This window comes from Agromyces sp. Y558 (genome assembly GCF_059445415.1).
In genome coordinates this window covers 840,150-857,808 of record NZ_JCAIUH010000001.1, presented here as the reverse complement: position 1 = coordinate 857,808, position 17,659 = coordinate 840,150, and the positions used below count along the sequence as shown (strand labels likewise).

The 17,659-nt window shown below is 69.4% G+C and carries 20 protein-coding genes; 9 read left to right on the top strand and 11 right to left on the bottom strand.

Annotated features, from left to right (window positions below; genetic code table 11):
* Position 1: 1 nt before the first annotated feature.
* The 4 genes from AC1C2T_RS04100 to AC1C2T_RS04085 form a co-directional block, all read right to left on the bottom strand.
* Positions 2-1,411 (bottom strand): extracellular solute-binding protein, encoded by a 1,410-nt coding sequence (locus tag AC1C2T_RS04100; protein WP_495384339.1) that lies wholly within the window; start codon positions 1,409-1,411, stop codon positions 2-4.
* A 92-nt stretch (positions 1,412-1,503) separates the two neighbouring features.
* Positions 1,504-2,736, bottom strand: coding sequence for a Gfo/Idh/MocA family protein (locus AC1C2T_RS04095; protein WP_495384338.1), 1,233 nt, complete (start codon positions 2,734-2,736; stop codon positions 1,504-1,506).
* Positions 2,733-3,653 (bottom strand): TIM barrel protein, encoded by a 921-nt coding sequence (locus tag AC1C2T_RS04090; protein ID WP_495384337.1) that lies wholly within the window; start codon positions 3,651-3,653, stop codon positions 2,733-2,735. The genes AC1C2T_RS04095 and AC1C2T_RS04090 overlap by 4 nt, the downstream gene beginning before the upstream one ends.
* A 124-nt stretch (positions 3,654-3,777) precedes the next feature.
* Positions 3,778-4,146, bottom strand: coding sequence for an ArsR/SmtB family transcription factor (locus AC1C2T_RS04085; RefSeq protein ID WP_495385387.1), 369 nt, complete (start codon positions 4,144-4,146; stop codon positions 3,778-3,780).
* Between the two features lie 93 nt (positions 4,147-4,239).
* On the opposite strand from AC1C2T_RS04085, the gene AC1C2T_RS04080 reads away from it, so the two are divergent.
* The 5 genes from AC1C2T_RS04080 to AC1C2T_RS04060 all read left to right on the top strand — a co-directional run bounded on the left by AC1C2T_RS04080 (position 4,240) and on the right by AC1C2T_RS04060 (position 8,819).
* Positions 4,240-5,619 (top strand): FAD-dependent oxidoreductase, encoded by a 1,380-nt coding sequence (locus AC1C2T_RS04080; protein WP_495361510.1) that lies wholly within the window; start codon positions 4,240-4,242, stop codon positions 5,617-5,619.
* Positions 5,620-5,767: 148 nt separating this feature from the next.
* Positions 5,768-6,667 (top strand): metalloregulator ArsR/SmtB family transcription factor, encoded by a 900-nt coding sequence (locus AC1C2T_RS04075; RefSeq protein ID WP_495384336.1) that lies wholly within the window; start codon positions 5,768-5,770, stop codon positions 6,665-6,667.
* 93 nt (positions 6,668-6,760) lie between these two features.
* Positions 6,761-7,189, top strand: coding sequence for an arsenate reductase ArsC (locus AC1C2T_RS04070; protein ID WP_495384335.1), 429 nt, complete (start codon positions 6,761-6,763; stop codon positions 7,187-7,189).
* The gene (gene trxB, locus AC1C2T_RS04065) at positions 7,186-8,181 is read left to right on the top strand and encodes a thioredoxin-disulfide reductase (protein ID WP_495384334.1); all 996 of its coding nucleotides are present in this window, start codon (positions 7,186-7,188) and stop codon (positions 8,179-8,181) included. The genes AC1C2T_RS04070 and trxB overlap by 4 nt, the downstream gene beginning before the upstream one ends.
* Positions 8,182-8,276: 95 nt before the next feature.
* Positions 8,277-8,819 (top strand): DapH/DapD/GlmU-related protein, encoded by a 543-nt coding sequence (locus tag AC1C2T_RS04060; RefSeq protein WP_495384333.1) that lies wholly within the window; start codon positions 8,277-8,279, stop codon positions 8,817-8,819.
* 43 nt (positions 8,820-8,862) lie between these two features.
* On the opposite strand, the gene AC1C2T_RS04055 is transcribed toward AC1C2T_RS04060, so the two are convergent.
* Positions 8,863-10,065: an MFS transporter gene (locus AC1C2T_RS04055; protein WP_495384332.1), complete on the bottom strand. Its 1,203-nt coding sequence runs from the start codon at positions 10,063-10,065 to the stop codon at positions 8,863-8,865.
* 121 nt (positions 10,066-10,186) lie between these two features.
* Complete coding sequence (locus AC1C2T_RS04050) at positions 10,187-10,954, bottom strand: SDR family oxidoreductase (protein WP_495361515.1); 768 nt, start codon at positions 10,952-10,954, stop codon at positions 10,187-10,189.
* Between the two features lie 271 nt (positions 10,955-11,225).
* Here AC1C2T_RS04050 and AC1C2T_RS04045 point away from each other — a divergent pair, with 271 nt between their 5' ends.
* Complete coding sequence (locus AC1C2T_RS04045; protein ID WP_495361516.1) at positions 11,226-12,146, top strand: RNA polymerase sigma-70 factor; 921 nt, start codon at positions 11,226-11,228, stop codon at positions 12,144-12,146.
* A gap of 69 nt (positions 12,147-12,215) precedes the next feature.
* Here AC1C2T_RS04045 and AC1C2T_RS04040 read toward each other — a convergent pair whose 3' ends face one another.
* A complete protein-coding gene (locus AC1C2T_RS04040) occupies positions 12,216-12,881 on the bottom strand; it encodes a hypothetical protein (RefSeq protein ID WP_495361517.1) in 666 nt (221 codons plus the stop codon).
* A gap of 115 nt (positions 12,882-12,996) precedes the next feature.
* Between AC1C2T_RS04040 and AC1C2T_RS04035 the strand changes: the two genes are divergently transcribed.
* Complete coding sequence (locus tag AC1C2T_RS04035) at positions 12,997-13,575, top strand: GIY-YIG nuclease family protein (RefSeq protein WP_495361518.1); 579 nt, start codon at positions 12,997-12,999, stop codon at positions 13,573-13,575.
* Positions 13,576-13,613: 38 nt separating this feature from the next.
* Here AC1C2T_RS04035 and AC1C2T_RS04030 read toward each other — a convergent pair whose 3' ends face one another.
* Complete coding sequence (locus tag AC1C2T_RS04030) at positions 13,614-14,243, bottom strand: class I SAM-dependent DNA methyltransferase (protein WP_495384331.1); 630 nt, start codon at positions 14,241-14,243, stop codon at positions 13,614-13,616.
* Positions 14,244-14,278: 35 nt separating this feature from the next.
* Positions 14,279-14,707: a cupin domain-containing protein gene (locus AC1C2T_RS04025; protein WP_495361520.1), complete on the bottom strand. Its 429-nt coding sequence runs from the start codon at positions 14,705-14,707 to the stop codon at positions 14,279-14,281.
* A 132-nt stretch (positions 14,708-14,839) separates the two neighbouring features.
* Here AC1C2T_RS04025 and AC1C2T_RS04020 point away from each other — a divergent pair, with 132 nt between their 5' ends.
* Positions 14,840-15,478, top strand: a complete 639-nt coding sequence (locus AC1C2T_RS04020) for an adenine nucleotide alpha hydrolase family protein (protein ID WP_495384330.1) — start codon at positions 14,840-14,842, stop codon at positions 15,476-15,478.
* Between the two features lie 5 nt (positions 15,479-15,483).
* Here AC1C2T_RS04020 and AC1C2T_RS04015 read toward each other — a convergent pair whose 3' ends face one another.
* Complete coding sequence (locus tag AC1C2T_RS04015) at positions 15,484-15,711, bottom strand: hypothetical protein (RefSeq protein WP_495361522.1); 228 nt, start codon at positions 15,709-15,711, stop codon at positions 15,484-15,486.
* A gap of 48 nt (positions 15,712-15,759) precedes the next feature.
* Between AC1C2T_RS04015 and AC1C2T_RS04010 the strand changes: the two genes are divergently transcribed.
* A complete protein-coding gene (locus AC1C2T_RS04010; RefSeq protein WP_495384329.1) occupies positions 15,760-16,266 on the top strand; it encodes a MarR family winged helix-turn-helix transcriptional regulator in 507 nt (168 codons plus the stop codon).
* Between the two features lie 257 nt (positions 16,267-16,523).
* On the opposite strand, the gene AC1C2T_RS04005 is transcribed toward AC1C2T_RS04010, so the two are convergent.
* A complete protein-coding gene (locus AC1C2T_RS04005; protein WP_495361524.1) occupies positions 16,524-17,441 on the bottom strand; it encodes an NAD(P)-dependent oxidoreductase in 918 nt (305 codons plus the stop codon).
* Positions 17,442-17,659: the final 218 nt, after the last annotated feature.

The window sequence follows — 17,659 nt, the reverse complement described above, 5'->3', positions numbered from 1 at the left end:
CTTAGCCACCCGAGACCGCGTCGTCTCCGACGATGTCCTTCACGGAGTCGGCGTAGGTCGTCGCGGCGTCGCCGACGCTCGTGCCCGAGACCACGTCGAGCGTCGCCTGCTGCAGCGCGGTCGACACCTGGGGGTAGGCGGCGAGCGGCGGGCGGTAGGCGGTGATCGGCAGCACTTCTTCGCTCACGTAGGTGAGCATCTGGTCGTCGGCGAGCATCTCGTCGTTCACGTCGGTGCGCGGCGTGATCGCGAGGGTGCCGGCGTTCCGGGCCTCGTACGCGTCGGCCGAGTTCATGAAGGCGAGCAGCTCCCACGCGAGTTCGGGGTGATCGCTGTTCGGGTTCAGTACCCGACCGGTGCCACCCGACATCGAGACGAAGTCCTGACCGTCGATGCCGGAGCCCGGCTTCATCGCGGGGATCTTCGTGTAGCCGACGACCTCGTCGCGGTTCGCGATCGGCGCGGTGCCGACGCCCTCTTCGGGGTTGATGACGCTGCGCCAGAAGTAGTCGCCCTCGAGGAGGATGCCGATCTGGTTCGACGCGAACAGCTGGAACGAGGTGTCGCGGCCGGCGGCCTCCTGCTGGAGCACGGCGTCGCCGAGGCCTTCGTCGATGTAGATCGTCTTGTAGAGGTCGAGCACGTCGTTCAGTCCGTCGGTGTCGCCCACCCACTTGCCGTCTTCGTAGACCTGCTCACCCGTGCCGACGAGCAGCGGCAGCAGGCCCTGCATGGTGGTCGCCTCGCCCATCGCGGTGCCCGCGTTGAGCTGGATCGGCGTGACGCCGTCGAGCTTCTTCAGCTCGCGCGCGGCGTCGAGCACGTCGTCCCAGCTCTCGGGCTGCCAGTCGGCGGGAAGCCCCGCCTGCTCGAAGAGGTCCTTGTTGAAGTAGAGCACGCGGCCGTCGGCGCCCTGGGGCACGCCGTAGCGCTCGTCGTCGAACGACACAGCGGACTGCACGGCCTCGGGGATCTGCTCCCAGCCCTCCCAGTCGGCGACGGCGTCGCCGCCGACCTCGGAGAGCGGCTTGATGTAGCCGGCCTCGGCGAACTCGCCGACCCAGATGCCGTCCATGCCGATGATGTCGGCCCCCTCGCCCGACTGCAGGTCGAGCGCGATCTTCGTCTTGTAGTTCTCGTCGTCGACGCCCTGCGGCTCGAACTCGACGGTGACGTCCTTGCCGTCCTCCTCCATGGCCGCTTCGAACTCGGGGATGACCCAGTCCGCGATCCAGTCGGCCTCGGCGGCGTTCTTGCCGCCGACGATGGCGTTGGCCGTGATGGTGAGGGTGACGGGACCCGAGTCGTCGGTCTCCTCAGGGGCTTCGCCGGAGCAACCGGCGAAGACGAGCGCGCCGACGGTCGCGACGGCGAGCGCCGCCACCACCCTGCGCTTGCTGTGGTTGATCATCTTCGACCTCTCTCTCGATTCACCCGCCCGACGTTTGTCGGCGGGGTCCAGCTCTGTGTGATCGTGGTGCGGTGGAACAAGACCGAGTGGTCTCAGGGGGCTCCCGCCTCCGTCGATGCGCCGATCGGTGAGCCGATCGCGTCGGCGAGTTCGCGGAGCATCCGCTGCCCGACGACGATGTCGGCGGCGCCCTCGTCGACCGAAGGGCCGGGCTCCGGATGTCCCGCGGCGAGTGCCGCGAACGACCGGAGCTCCTGCTCGAACGCCTCCTCCTGCATCCACCGCGTCTCCGAACGCCGCGACCCGAGGGGTTCGGCGTTCTCGACGACGGTGAGCACGGTCGGCGCGTTGAGCACGTAGGGCACCGCGAAGGTGAGGGCGATCGAGCCCGTCTCGTGGTGGAAGGTCACGGTCTCGCGGTACTCGGGGTAGCGCGGGATGAAGTGCCAGTCGATCGACCACGTCGCCTCGGTGCGCTCGGCGAGGAAGCCGCCGAGGCTCAGCGATCCGGGGAATTCGGGGCCGGTGTGGCGAGCGCGGTCGACGGTGCCGATGCCGCCGACGAGGTGGCGAAGCAGCCCGATGTCGTGCACGATCGAGCCGAGCACGACGTTCGTGTAGAGCTTCGGGAGCGGGTCGGCGGCCGAGCCGATGGCGGTCACGACCGTCGCGTCGGTCGCCGCGACGAGGCTCGCCAGCAGCTCGGGCGGCACATCGGATGGTGCTGGGGCGAGGTTCGCGAAGGCCAGCTGCGCGCCGTCGGCGGGGTGCAGCACCTCGACGGTCACGGCCCGCACGTCGACCTCGGCGAGCAGCGCCTTCGCGGCGGTCGATGCGGGGTCGTGCTCCTTCATGTAGCCGATGCGCACCCAATCGGCGAGCTCGATGCCGCGCCGCGCCGCGACCTCGCGAAGCGCATCGATCTCGACGAGCGAGAAGGCGAGCGGCTTCTCGGCGAGCACGCGGATGCCGGCGTCGACGAGCCGCGCGACATCCGGCGCGTGGGAACCTGCGGTCGCGAGGATCGCACCGTCGATGCGAATGGTGCCGGCGGCGATGGCCTCGATGAGCGCATCGACCGAGTCGAACGGCGCGACACCGGTGCCGGATGCCTCGGCGATCTCACGTGCCCGCGATGCGGAGAGGTCGACCACCGCGACGAGCTCGACGAGATCGGCGTTGCGCCGGATGAGCGGCAGGTGCACGCTCTGGCTGATCGCGCCGAGGCCGATGACGGCGATGCGCACGCGTTCGCCGCGGCGCCCGGCGTCGTTGCCGTTGCCGTTGCCGTTGCCTGGCAGGGGCTGGGCGTCGAAGCCGGTCATGCGAACCACCGCCGCAGGCGCTCGCGGTTGGCGACTTGGTCGGCACGGGCACGATCGACGTCGGCGGCGTCCTGCAGGATGACGTCCTGCTCGACGACGATCCAGCCGTCGTAGCCCGAGTCGACGATCGTGTCGACGATGCGGTCGACCTCGAGGTCGCCGTCGCCGAGGGCGACGAACACGCGTCGCGCCCAGATGTCGCGCATCGGGTCGGCTGAGTCGCGGGCCGCGGCGAGCACCGACCGGTCTGCGTCTTTCAGGTGCACGTGGTTGATGCGGTCGGCCCAGCGCGGGAAGTCGGTGACGGGGTCGCCGCCGCCGACGAGCAGGTGCCCGGTGTCGAAGGTGAGGTCGACGTCGGTCTCAGCGAGGAAGCGATCGATCTCGCGCGGCGTCTCGACGTAGGTGCTCGCGTGGTGGTGGAAGGTCGGCTCGAGGCCCGCCGCCCGCGTGAGGTCGGCCGCCCGTTGCACTCGTGCGGCGAAGGTCGCCCAGCGCGCATCGTCGAGCTCGAGCTCGGGCGCACCGCCGGGGCGTGCCTTGCGCTCGGGCGACCCCGAGTCGGCGAGCGTCGGCTTCGGGGCACGATCGGGAGCGACGGCGGCGGCTGCGGCTGCGGCTGCGGCGAACAGTTCGAGCGTCGGAGCGAGCTCGGCGAACGCACGTTCGAACGCCTCGTCGGTGCCCGCGAAGGGCAGGTCGACCCAGCCGCCGGCGAGCGCGAGGCCGTGACGTTCGAGGAGCCGCGGCAACCCGATTCGATCGCCGAACAAACCGATCGGGCCGAGGTCGATGCCTTCGTAGCCGGCCTCGGCCACCCACGTCGCCAGCTGCTCGCCATCGGGCAGTGGAACGACGTCGGGACGGGATAGTTCGAAGACGCCGTAGCTGACCGGCGCGTTCGCAGTTCGGATCACCGCGTAGTCCTCTCAAACCGTGGAGGACGCCGCTTCGCGTCTCCGCGGTCAAGGGTAACTAAGTTCGGACATACTTACAACAGCACCTGAGTTCGTTCGCGCGCTGTGCGCCGAAAGTGGAGCGTCAGACGGTGAGGAGCGGCGCCGCGACCGCTTCGAGCGCACCGGGTACCAGCCGGAAGTACGACCAGGTGCCGCGCTTCGAGCGCGAGAGGAAGCCGGCCTCGGTGAGGATCTTCAGGTGATGCGAGACCGTGGGCTGGCTCAGGCCGACCGGCTCGGTGAGGTCGCAGACGCAGGCCTCCTGATCTTCGGATGCCGCGACGATCGAGACGAGCCGCAGCCGCACCGGGTCGGCGATCGCCTTGAGCTTCCGCGCGAACACCTCGGCGTCATCGGCGGTGATCGTCTCGCGGGTGAGGGGCGCGCAGCATGCGACGGGCGCAGCGGCCGACACGGCGACGTCACGCGTCACGAGGGGCAGGTCGATGATGGTCACAAGACCAGTCTACCCGTATATTGACATTCATCGATATAGCCGCCACACTCGCTATATCGACAACCTTCAATGAATGCGAGAACACGGATGACTCTCATCGACCTCATGGCACCGACGACCGCCCCCTCACGGATGCAGGGGCTGCCCGTCGCGATCATCGGCGCAGGCCCGATCGGCCTCGCGGCCGCCGCGAACCTCGTCGAACGCGGCATCGACTTCGTGCTGCTCGAGGCGGGCGACCGCATCGGCGCAAGCGTGACGCAGTGGGGGCACACCCGGCTCTTCTCGCCATGGAAGCACCTCATCGACCCGGCAGCCACGCGTCTCCTGGCCGAGACCGACTGGGTGGCGCCCGCCGGGGACTCGCTCCCCACCGGCGCCGAACTCGTCGAGCACTTCCTCGCCCCGCTCGCCGCGCTGCCCGCCATCGCCGGCCGCACCCGGCTCGGCGTCGACGTCACCGATGTCACCCGCGAGGGCATGGACCGCACGCGCACCACCGGGCGCGCCCAGGCGCCGTTCCTGCTCCGCGTGCGCACCGCCGAGGGTGTCGAAGAGCTCACCGCCCGCGCCATCATCGACGCCTCCGGCACCTACCGCACTCCCAACAGCCTCGGATCCTCGGGCCTCGACCCGCTCGGGCTGCTCGAGGTCGCCGACCTCGTGAGCCACGCGCTGCCCGACGTGCTCGGCCACGAACGTGCCGCGTTCGCCGGCCGTCACACGGTCGTCGTCGGCGCGGGGCACTCCGCCGCCAACACCCTGCTGAAGCTCGCGACGCTCGCCGAACAGGAGCCCGGCACCCGCATCACCTGGGTCATTCGCAACGCAACCGCCGCACGGGTCACGACCGCACCCGACGACGAACTGGCGGCACGCGCCTCGATCGGTGCTCGCGTCGACGCACTCGTCGAGGCGGGTCGCATCGAACTCGTCGACCGCTTCGAGATCGTGCGCCTCGCCCGCGAGTCTCGAGACGTGTCCTCCTCCGTCGGGCACTCCTCGACCAACAGAGACCACGAGGCATCCGTCGCTCGCATCACCGGCCGTCGCGGCGACGGACTCGAGACGATCTCGGCCGACCGCATCGTGAATGCCACCGGCTTCCGGCCGAACCTCGACTTGCTGCGCGAGATCCGTCTCGAGCTCGACGAGATCGTCGAAGCTCCCCGGCGGCTCGCGCCTCTCATCGACCCCAACGTGCACTCCTGCGGTACGGTCGAGCCGCACGGCTTCGCCGAGCTCACCCAGCCCGAGCGCGACTTCTTCATCGTCGGCATGAAGAGCTACGGCCGGGCACCGACCTTCCTGCTCGCGACCGGCTACGAGCAGGTGCGCTCGGTGTCGGCCTGGCTGGCCGGCGATGCGGCGGCCGCTCGCAACGTCGAGCTCGTGCTGCCGGCGACCGGGGTCTGCTCGAGCGGCTCGCCTGCTGCGACGGCGAGCGGCGGCAACTGCTGCAGCTGATCGCGTGGGCGACCGCCGCGGGGCCGTCGAGATGACCCATGTGGTCGGATTCCCGGTGCGAGAGCGACGACGCGTGTCCTCTCGACGCCCGCTCATGTCCAACCCGGGCGCCCGCGCCTGCGTGCGCGTGGTGCATAGACTCTGATCTATGGATGCAACGGACACGGCGCGCAGCTTCCGCCTGCTCACCGACCCGACGCGACTGCGCATGCTGGGACTCATCCGCGAGGGCACGGAGGGGCGGGCGCTCGTCGGCCGCCTCGCCGACGAACTCGGCCTCACCCAGCCCACGGTGAGCCACCATGTGAAGGCACTCCTCGACGAGGGAGTGCTCGAGCGCACGCCCGATGGCCGGCGGGTCTGGTACTCGATTGCGCCAGCGGCGGTCGACCGCGTCGACGAGCTGCTGGACACGGATGCCGCGAGCCGCGCGTCCGACGAGGTGCTCACGCGCGTGGCATCCGACCTTACTGGCCGCTTCGCCGGGGTCTTCTCGCCCGAGACGGTGGAACGGTACGTGCGTGAGAGCCACGACCTGCTGGCCGAGCGTTCGAAGATCACCCGCTACCTCCCCTCGTACACCGCGCGGTTCGCCGCCGAACGCCTCGGAGCGCTCGCCGCGCAGCGTGGCGCCGGCACCGATGGACCGCCCGAGGTGCTCTTCGTGTGCGTGCAGAACGCGGGGCGCTCGCAGATCGCCGCCGCGATCCTGAAGCATCTCGCGGGCGACCGGGTGCGGGTCCGAACTGCGGGCTCGGAGCCGGCGAGCGCGGTGAAGTCGACGATCGTCGCGGCACTCGATGAGATCGGAGTGCCGATCGGCGGGGAGTTCCCAAAGCCGCTCACCGACGAGGTCGTGCGAGCCGCCGACGTCGTCATCACGATGGGCTGCGGCGATGCGTGCCCGGTCTACCCGGGGCGCCGTTATCTCGACTGGGAGCTCGACGACCCGGCCGGGCTGCCGCTGGCGCAGGTGCGAGGCATCCGAGATGACATCGAACTCCGCGTCCGCGGGCTGATCGATGAGCTCGGGGTGACGTCGTCGTGACGCTCCAAGTGAGCTGACGAAGCATCCGCTTCGCGGAGTCGCGAAATCAATAGATGGCGATCTATGCTTGGTGGTGACCGAAGGAGCGAGACCATGACCGAGAAGCCCACCGTCCTGTTCGTCTGCGTGCACAACGCAGGCCGTTCGCAGATCGCCGCCGGCTACCTGCAGGCACTCGCGGGCGACCGTGTCGACGTGCGCTCCGCGGGCTCCGAACCGAAAGACCAGATCAACCCGATCGCCATCGAGGCCATGGCCGAAGAAGGCATCGACATCACCGGCAACACTCCGAAGATCCTCACGGTCGACGCCGTGCGCGAATCCGATGTCGTGATCACCATGGGCTGCGGCGACACCTGCCCGATCTTCCCCGGCAAGCGCTACGAAGACTGGGAGCTCGAAGACCCCGCGGGCAAGGAGCTCGAGACCGTCCGCCGCGTGCGCGACGACATCCGCGGGCGCGTCGAGGCGCTCATCGCCGAGCTCGCACCGGCAGCGGGACCGGGAGCGGCAGCGTCATGAGCGACATCGAGAACGTCGTCGTCATCGGCTCCGGCCCGGCCGGCTACACCGCCGCAATCTACCTCGCCCGCGCGGGGCTCGCGCCGGTCGTGCTCGCGAGCTCTGTCGAGGCGGGCGGTGCGCTCGTCACGACGACCGAGGTCGAGAACTACCCCGGCTTCGCCGACGGCATCATGGGCCCGGAGCTCATGGAGCAGATGCGAGCGCAGGCCGAACGGTTCGGCGCCCGCATCGTCTACGACGACGCGACCGTGGTCGAACTCACCGGCGGCGTCAAGGTCATCCGCACCATCAACGGCGTCGAGTACCGTGCGCACACGGTCGTGCTCGCGATGGGATCGGCGTACCGCAAGCTCGGCGTCGAGGGCGAGGAGCGCCTGACCGGCCGCGGCGTCTCCTGGTGCGCCACGTGCGACGGCTTCTTCTTCAAGGGCAAGGACATCGCGGTCGTCGGCGGCGGCGACTCGGCACTCGAGGAGGCGATGTTCCTCACGCGCTTCGCCGACTCGGTCACCCTCGTGCACCGGCGCGACTCGCTGCGCGCCTCGCGGATCATGCAGGATCGGGTGCTCTCGAACCCCAAGATCCGCCCGTACTGGAACGCCGAGGTGATCGCGGCAGAGGGCGACGACGGGCTCGAGCGCCTCCGGCTGCGAGACACCATGACGGGTGAAGATGCTGCTCTCGACGCGACCGGCCTCTTCATCGCGATCGGACACGACCCGCGCAGCGAGCTCGTCGCCGGCCAGATCGAACTCGACGACGACGGGTACGTGCGCGTGCAGCATCCGTCGACCCAGACGAACCTCGATGGCGTCTTCGCGTGCGGCGACCTCGTCGACAAACGGTACCGTCAGGCCATCACCGCCGCCGGCACCGGATGCGCGGCAGCGCTCGACGCCGAGCACTTCCTGGCGGCGCACGGGCTCGCAGACCCCGTCGAAGAGCAGGCCGCGATCATCCTGGAGACACCCGAAGAGCCCGCCGCATGATTCGGGCCGGGCCCGACAAGGCCCGGCCCGGCCCGACCCGCGCAGCTCGGGCGTGCCTCCCGACCGGTGCATCTCGCACGCGAGAGGATCGTGGAGTGCCCAGCGACCGTCTCATGCGCATCGACAGCCCCGAGTTTCAGGCCATGGCTACGCGGGTGCTGCGGGTCACCGAACTCACCTCGCGTCTGAACGTCTTGCCCTTCGATGACGAAGCGGGCAAGGCCGCGCTGTTCGAGCAGATCCTGGGTCGCCCCCTCCCCACCAAGGTCACGATCTACCCGCCCTTCTACACGGAGCACGGCCTCAACCTCGACCTCGCCGAGCGCGTGTTCGTCAACCAGGGCTGCACGTTCATGGACTACGCGGGAATCCGGCTCGGCGAGGGCGTCATGGTGGGTCCGAAGGCCACGTTCATCACCAGCGGCCATCCGGTCGACCCGGCCGAGCGCAAGCTGTACCTCACCGGCGCACCCATCGACGTGGCGGAGAACGTGTGGATCGGCGCGGGGGCGACGATCCTGCCCGGCGTCAGCATCGGCCGCGACGCCGTGATCGCCGCCGGGGCGATCGTGGCCGACGACGTGCCGGCGGCGACCCTCGTGACCGGTGCCAAGGCCACCGTGCGCCGAAGCTGGTGACGGCTCGAGAGGTTCGGCGGCACGCCCCGGTCGTCCTTGCGGTCTAGCTCGCGCGCGCGGTGAACGCTGCGGCGAGCGCAAGGCCCGCCATGATCATCGTCATCGCCGCGTACGACCCCGTTCCCGCCGCGACCGCCGGGCCGATCGCCGGAGTCAGGGCCGCTGCGATCGTGATCGGCGCAGCGAAAGCGCCGTTGATCGCACCGTAGTTGCGAGTGCCCCAACGGTCGGCGACGGCGGATGCCTGCACGAGCGTCTGCGCGCCCCGCACCGCTCCTGCGACGATGCCGATCGCGATGAGCAGCCAGATCGGGCCGGGCACGAGCGCGAGCGCCGCGAGTGACACCGCGGCGAGCGCACACACCACGGCGACCGGAACCCAGGGTCGCACCCCGCGCGGCAGCACGAGGAAGAGCAGCCGCCCGATCACCTGGCCGGCGCCGATGAGGCCGAGGGCGAGGGCCGCGAACTCGAACGTCAGGCCCTTCTCCATGTAGAGCGGCACAGCGGCGAGGGTCGCGCTGAGCAAGGCCACGGCGAGCGCGATCATCGTGATCTCGAGCATCCAGAAACGTCGGGTGCGCAGCACCGACGAGACCGTGTGCTCGGTCTCGTGGCGCTCGGCAGCTCGATGCGGCCACGTGCGCTCGAGCGAGATCAGGTGCAACGGCACCGTCACGAGCGCGAGCACCGCGGCGAGCACGAGGAACGTCGCCCGCCAATCGAGCACCGAGAGCAGGCCGGCGACGATGGGAGCGAAGATCGTCGACGCGAGCCCGCCGGCGAGCGTGAGGATCGTCATCGGCACCTGCCGTCGGTCGCCGTAGCGCCGGGTGATCACCGTGAAGGCCGCCTGGTAGAGCACGGCGGCCTGCGCGATGCCGCACACCAGCCACGCGGCGGCGAACACGATGAGGTCGGGTGCCACGGCAACGCCCACGAGGCCGATCGCGCCGACCGCCGACCCCGCGCTCATCACCCGGCGCGGGCCGCGCTCGTCGAGCATCCGACCGACGATGACGCCGACGATCGCCGACACCACGAGACCCCCCGAGAATGCGGCAGTGATCGCAACGAGCGGCCACCCCGTCTCGCGGGCGACTTCGGGAGCCGCGACGATCATCGCGTAGTAGAGGATGCCCCAGCTGACGACCTGCCCGATCGAAAGTGCCGCGAGCCGCAGCCTCGGCCGGGCGACCGCGATCGGCAGCGCTTCGGCCCCGTCGGTGCGATCGGTGCGGTTCATCCATCACACGGTAGCGCGGCGAGCGGATGCCCCGTGGCCCACCGCGTGAACCCTCGATGAACCTGCTCGCCGCCGGGTTCGACTCCCGCCGCTCAGCCGACGAACCCGCGGAACGGGCCGATCACCAGGGCACCGAGCCGTCTGCGCTGAAGAAGCCACCGGTCGGCCCATCCGCGCCGAGCGTGGCCAGGCGTACCAAGGGAGCGGCGCCCTGCGCGGGCGTGAGATGGCCGCTGTGGTTGTTGCTCTCCGTGTCGACGTAGCCCGGGGCGACGGCGTTGATGAGGATTCCATCCTTCCGCAACTCATTTGCATACTGGACGGTCAGTGAGGTCAGCGCGGTCTTGGAGGGCGTGTACGCGGCTGACGTCGGCAGACCCGCCAGCGGGCCGTCCGGGACGCTGTTGATGGTCAGCGATGCAGCATGACTGCTGACGTTCACGATGCGCGGCGCCGGTGACCGCCGAAGCAGCGGCAGCATGGCGTTGGTCACGGCGATCACCCCGAAGACGTTGGTCTCGAATACCGCCCGGACCATGTCGAGGTCGACGGAGCTGGGGACCTGATCGTGGGCGTCTCCAGGCGACACCTGCCCGGAGCCCGTGATGCCGGCATTGTTGATCAGCACGTCGAGGTGGCCGAAGCGTTCCTCGACCTGCGCCGCGGCCGCCCGGGCCGAAGCCTCGTCGGTGACATCCAGGGCGACAGCGTGCACGTCGCCGCCCGCGGCACGCAGCGCTGCAGCAGTCTCCTCGCCACGCCGGGGGTCTCTGGCACCGATCAGGATCGTCATGCCCAGCGCAGCGAGTTGCTCAGCAGCCGCGCGGCCGATCCCCTTGTTCGCGCCGGTGATCAGCGCAATCTTGTGGTGGGTGGTGGGCTCGCCCATGTCGCACTCCTTGCTTTGGGATGGAGTTCTTCGAGAACCTGTCTTCGAAACCTGAGACGAGATAGCCCGACCGTCTGTGACACGCTGACGGAGGAGGGACCGACGAAGGCCGTTGCGGCGGCGCACCCAGACCGCGGGAGCTCAGTTCCCATCCGTATGTCACAGACGGTCGGGCTATCTCGTCTCAGAGTTCGAAGGCAGATTCTGGTCTGGAACAAGACAGATTCTGGTCTGGAACAAGACAGATTCTGATCTGGAAGGAGGGGTCGGAGTGAACGATGCCGAGGAGTTCCAGGAGCTGCGGCCGCTCCTCTTCTCGATCGCCTACCGAATCCTGGGCAGTGTGAGCGAGGCCGAGGACGCGGTCCAGGAGACCTGGCTGCGCTACGAGGCCAGCCCGACAGAACCGGTCTCGACCAAGGCATACCTCTCGGCCGTGGTGACCCGGCTCTCGATCGATGTGCTGCGGTCCGCCCGCGCCCGCCGGGAGGAGTACGTCGGTTCATGGTTCCCCGAACCGCTGCTGACAGACCCTTATGAGGACCCCGAGCGGTCGGCGGAGCTGGCCGACTCAGTGTCGATGGCTGCCCTGTTGCTGCTCGAGCGCCTGAGCCCGCTGGAGCGGGCGGTTTTCGTGCTGCGGGAGGTGTTCGGGTTCAGCTTTCCCGAAGTGGCGTCAGCGGTGGGGCGGTCGGAAGCGTCGTGCCGCCAGCTCGCGGTGCGGGCGCGCCGACACATGGACGCCGGACGCACTCGATTCGCGGCGGATCGCCTGGAGCGGGAAGAACTCGCCGAGCGATTCTTCGACGCATTCAGAAGGGGGGAGATCAGCGGGCTGCGCGAACTCCTCACCGCCGACGTTCAGATGGTCGGAGACAGCGGTGGCAAGGCCCCGCTCTGGGGCAAGGGCATGTTCGGCGCCGAGAACGTGACCCGCGTTTTGACTGCGATGCAACCGTTCGTCCGGATCGGCGGCGTTGTGGAGCGGCATGAGGTGAACGGCCAGCCGGGCGCGATCTTCCGCGACCGCGACGGCAAGGTCGTCAACACCCTGGCGCTCGACATCGTCGACGGGCGGATCCAGACCATTCGTGCGGTGATCAACCCCGACAAGCTCGGGCACCTGGGTACCGTTGCCGACGCCTGGGCGGTCGTCCGCGAGGCGAACGAGGCCCGCCGCCAAGCGGAATGACCGACCTCGGGCAGGGCCGACTCAAGGCCGGACCGAACGCCGAGCTCGGCACCGGTCGACTCCCGCCGATCAGCCGACGAACCCGCGAAAGGGATCGTTCTCCTCCGCGCGTCGCTCGCGTTCGCGGCCGGCGGCCCGCACCCCCCGGTCGAGGTCGAGCAGCAGGTCGTGCACTCGACCATCGCGCTCTGCTTCGTAGGTTTCGTCGACCTCGATCTGAGGCCATTCGCCCCACTCGCGTTCGAGGCGTATCTCGATCGCGCCCGACACTTGCTCCCACGCCTCTTCGCGGGCCCGTTCGGCGAAGGCGCTGAGGTACTCGGGGTCGTTGCGACGCACCCACAGCTCTTTCGCCACGGCGGCGTAGACCTGTTCGCGGCGACGGAGGTTCGCGGCATCCACTCGCCGGTAGTCGTGTTCGTGCGACGACCTGCCCTCGCGGCTCGCGGCGGCCGAGCGGGTCTCGCCCGTGCGTTCGGCGACCTCGTCGGCCTGTTGCACGAGCTCGTAGAGCACTTCGCGTGCGGCGGCCGCAGCCCGTTCGGGATCGAACGGCTCTTCACCGCGGAGCGCCTCGACGATCAGCCGGTTCCTCAGCGCCATGCGCCCGGCGAACTCGGTGACGAGTACACCCTCGGCGAGCATCTCGTCGAATGTCGGGGTCGGCGCCTCGGGCAGGGCATTGCGATCGAACGGCTTGAACCGCCGCGCGCGCTTGCCGTGCCAGAAGGTCATTCCCGTCAACCTCTCGAACGTCGGTGTCCGCCGCCGAGCGGCGGTCGGAATCGAGCCTACCGCGGCCGTCTGACGCGCCGGCGGTCACGTCGGTGGCAGCCGCTAGCCTGCCGGTATGAGCCGAGCGGATGCCGCGGTGCGGGCGTGCAGCATCACCGTCGACGGTGCTCCGTGCCCGGCGCCGACCGAGCCCGGCGCACCGCTCGACCTCTGCACTTCCCACCTGCTCGAAGCCTACGACTGGGTCGCTCGAGGGGTCGGCGTGACCGACCTGCTGCCCGGCCCGTGCCTCGTCTGCGGGTCGTGGGTCGGCGTCGACTACCCGTCGGGCCGCATCTGCGCGGTCTGCGAGTGGCGGGTCGGCGACGTGCCCGACCTCGCCGTTGCCGACCCACGTGTCGACGTCGTCTACTACATCCGGTACAGACAGCAGATCAAGATCGGCACCTCCGGCAACCCGCGCACGCGAGTTGCGAGCCTGCCGCACGACGAAGTGCTCGCGTTCGAGCTCGGCGACCGAGTCGTCGAGCAACGTCGGCATGCGCAGTTCACGGCGCACAGATTCGCGGGCACCGAGTGGTTCGCGGTGCACGACGAACTGCTCGCGCACATCGCCGAGCTGAACCTCGGTGTCGCCGACCCGTGGGCTCAGTACGACCGCTGGGTGAGCCGCCGGCTCGCGGCTCAGGGGTAGGGTGCCTCCCACCCGACTCGTGTCCCGTGCCCGCCCGCCTACCGGGCGTTGACCGGTGAGGTCGCGGAAGCAGAGCGACGGGCCATGATCGCCGCGTGCGGTCGGCGCCCGTCATCGCTGCGGGTGTGGACCTCCTCGACCGTGAAGCCCGCAGAGTTGAGCTGTTCCGACATTTCGTCGGGCGGCCAGAAGTAGGCGGTCGTGACCTTGTGCGGGAACGGCTCGACGCTCGCACCGTCGAAGAAGCCGAGCAGCAGGCTCCCGCCCGGTGCGATGCAGCGCGCGAACTCGCTCAGGATCGACGGGACATCCGCCGGCTCGGAGTGGATCATCGAGTACCACGCGAGGACTCCCCCGGCGTGGGCGTCGGGGACGCCGAGGTCGTGAAGCGAGCCAACGCGGAACGGAACGTCGGGGAACCGTTCCTCCGCTCGAGCGATGAACGCGGGAACGAGATCGACGCCCTCGGCGTCGCAGCCCAGCCGCCGCAGGAAGTCGGCCCAATGACCCGGCCCGCACCCGGCATCGATCACCGGACCGGACACGCTCGCGCCCCATCGCGAGATGAGTTGCTGGTCGAATTGGTGCATCTGGGCGATCGTGCCCATCAGGGAGATGTACTCATCCGCTCGGCGGGTGTAGGCGTCCCGCACCTCGGTACTCGTCACGTCTGCCACCCTACGAGACGGGCTTCAGCCACCGACTACCAGGGCGACGGGCGGTCGTTGTCGCGCTGGCTGTCGTCGGGGAGGTGCGGCAGCTCTGAGCCGCCCGCGCGAATGCACAGCCACCGCAACTGCTCGGGGCTGTCGGGGACGCAGCGCCACGTGCGCCAGACGCCCTGACCCACGCGCACGACCGTGCCGGGGCCGACATCGACGATCTCGTCGTTCAGGCCCATCTGCCCGCGCCCCGCGAGGAACACGTAGACCTCCTCGACGCGCGAGTGCGCGTGCCAGTAGCCGGCCTCTTCACTCGGCTCGAACGCGTTCGCCGTCATGCCGATGTACTGCATCGTCAGGTCGTGATCGACGACCCGTCGACCGTCACGCGAACTCTCCGGGCGGAAGCCACCGAAGTGCTCCCGCCAGTCGTCGAGCCCGCCCATCTCCAATACCTCGTAGTCGCTCACGAACGCTACTGTAGCGGCCCGCAGACGAGCATCCTGCCCCCACCCGACGGCCACCGAGCACGGATGTCGCATCGACATCCCCGTGAGCCGGTGTGAGACTGGTCGGCATCCCGGCCGTGCGAGGAGGGTGCAATGCGTTCATCCGTTCCGATTCCCGGTGACCCTTGGCCTCATGACATGCTCATCGAGGTTCAAGACGCGCCGCACGCACTCCTCGAGCTGCTCTGGGTTCGTGAAGCGTTGCGACTTCAGCCGACCGGCACGGACCTCCCGCCGTTGCTCGTGAATACTCCCGCGCACGTCGACGAGCCTCGGTCTGCGAGCGGGACGGCGACCATGGATGCCGCGTGGCCGACGCTCTGGCGCGATGCCGTGCAACACGCCGGCGTTCGCGTCGACCACTCCCTCTTCGACGAGATCCGCGAGACCGCCGACGGGTCACCTGAACGCGCCGAACTGATCCAGCGCTTGGCAGGGCCGTCCTGGCGCGATCGGTTCGGCGAGACTGAATTCGACGCCGACTACCGACCTTGGAGCACGGCGCACGTCGCGAGGAGGCTCCATACGATTCGTGGTCTGCTCGACGAGACACCCGAACGGGTCTCACTCGACGCTCTCGTTCCCGCTTGGCGGGCCGGGCTCACGAAAATCGTCACGATCCCCTGCCTGGGGGAACACACACGCATCATCGGCCGGCACGCGCTGCTCGTGAACGACGCGACCAGAGACGACCCCGAGCGCTACCGCGAGGCGCTCCGCATCTTCGCCTGACCCGATCAGGGGCAATGCAGCTGGGTGCGCTCGCCCGATCGATCGATGACGTGGCGCGACATCGGAGCGCCGCAGAGCGGGCACGCGGGTGGAACGGCAGGAGCCGGCTCCTCGTCGTACGGGCCGAGGGGCGGCGGGCCGATGTAGGGCAGCAGCTTGGCGTTCAGCCGGTCGATGAAGCCCGCGTAGCCGCGTTGGGCCCCCGCTGGAGTCTCCCTCTTTCTTCGTGTCACAATGATTAGTGTACTAATCATTCGTCGCCCACGTCATACTGGAAGCCCATGAACGCCCGCAGCGCACCCCACGAGGACACCCTCGACGCCCCCGCGGCATCCCTTCGACAAGCTCAGCACGGCGCCGACGATCTGCTCGCCCTCGAGAACCAGGTGTGTTTCGCCCTCGCAGTCGCCGCGCGCGGCGTGATCGGCGTCTACCGGCCGATCCTCGAACCACTCGGCCTCACGCACCCGCAGTACCTCGTCATGCTCGCCCTCTGGCAGCGCAATCCGCGCACGGTGCGCGACCTCGGCGAGGCGCTGCAACTCGAGCCGGCCACCCTCTCCCCGCTGCTCAAGCGACTCGAAGCGCAGGGCTACCTCACGCGGGAGCGCAACGCGCGCGACGAACGGGCACTCGACGTCGCGCTGACCGATGCGGGCCGCGCACTGCGGAAGCAGGCGCTCGCGATTCCGCCGCAGGTCGTCGACCGGCTCGGCATGAGCCTCGACGAGCTCGGGATCCTTCGCGACCGCCTCACCGAGGTGATCGCCGCCGTGCAGCGCGGCTGACGGGCGTCCGCAAGCGCTGGTGCTCATCGGTGAGCCCCGATCCGCGTCTGCATCCGCGTCGGCGTCGGCATCCGCGTCCGCGTCTGCGTTGGCATGTAGGACACCCGCGTCTTTGTAGGACGTTTTCACGCGCACGCGTCCTACAAAGACGCGAACGACCTACAAACCAGGAGCGACAGCGAGAGCGAACCACGACGAGCGGCAGGCGAGAGCAGACCAGGAGCACTGGCAGGACAGCCAGACGGATGCCGGCGAGGTCAGCGCCCAGGCTCGTACCCCGCAACCCGCCCGTCGGCCGAGGCGTACTTCACGATCAGGCTCGCATCCATGCCGCCGAGCCCCTCGCCGATGAGCCGCTCGAACTGCTCGAGTGCGAGACGCGCCGCCGGCAGGTGCAACCCGGCCTCCCCGCCGGCCGCGACGGCGAACGAGAGGTCCTTCTCGGCGAGCACGGTCGTGAACGTCGCGTCGAAGCCGCGGTTCGCTGGACTCGTCGGCACGACGCCGGGTACCGGGTACCAGGTGCGCAGCGACCACGACTCCCCTGACGACACGGATGCCACTTCGTAGAACTTCGCCGGGTCGAGCCCGAGCTCCGCGGCGAGTTGCGAACCCTCGGCGACACCGAGCAGCGAAACGAAGAGCATCAGATTGTTCGCGAGCTTCGCGGCGATGCCCATCGTCGGGCCACCGACGTCGAAGACGTGCCCTGCCAACGGTTCGACGAGCCCGGTGGCCTCCGCGACATCCGCCGGCTCACCGCCGAGCATGAAGGTGAGCGTGGCCGCCTCGGCGCCCGCGATTCCGCCCGACACCGGTGAGTCGACGAAGCGGAAGCCACGGCCGACGGATGCCTCGTGGCAGAACCGCGACGTCGCCACGTCGACCGTCGAGGTATCGAGCAGCAGGGCCGTGGTCGGCGCCGTCGCCCACACCCCGTCATCACCGCCGAAGACCTCGCGCACGTGCTCGCTGCGCGGCAGCGACGTGAACACTGCGTCTGCACCTTCGACCGCCTCGGCGATGGTCGCCACCACGCGCACGCCGCGCTCGGAGGCGGCGGTACGCGCGGCCGGCACCGGATCGACGCCCCTCACGACGTGCCCCGCCGAGACGAGATTGCCCGCCATCGGGCCGCCCATGTTGCCCAGACCGATCCACGCGATGGTGGCCATGGTCCCTCCCGACGTCGTCGACGCGAAGCACGCTCGGGCGGAAGCCGACCGGTTCCACCTCGCATCCACGATACGTCGGGCGCACCCGCGCGGCCACCGCTGTCGCACGGGCAGCCCTGCGCACTGGCGTGCGCACCCCGTCGCACGCGCACGGCACGAATCAGGAGAAAGGCCCCGAATCAGGACGAACTCGCGAGAATCGTCCTGATTCGGGGCCG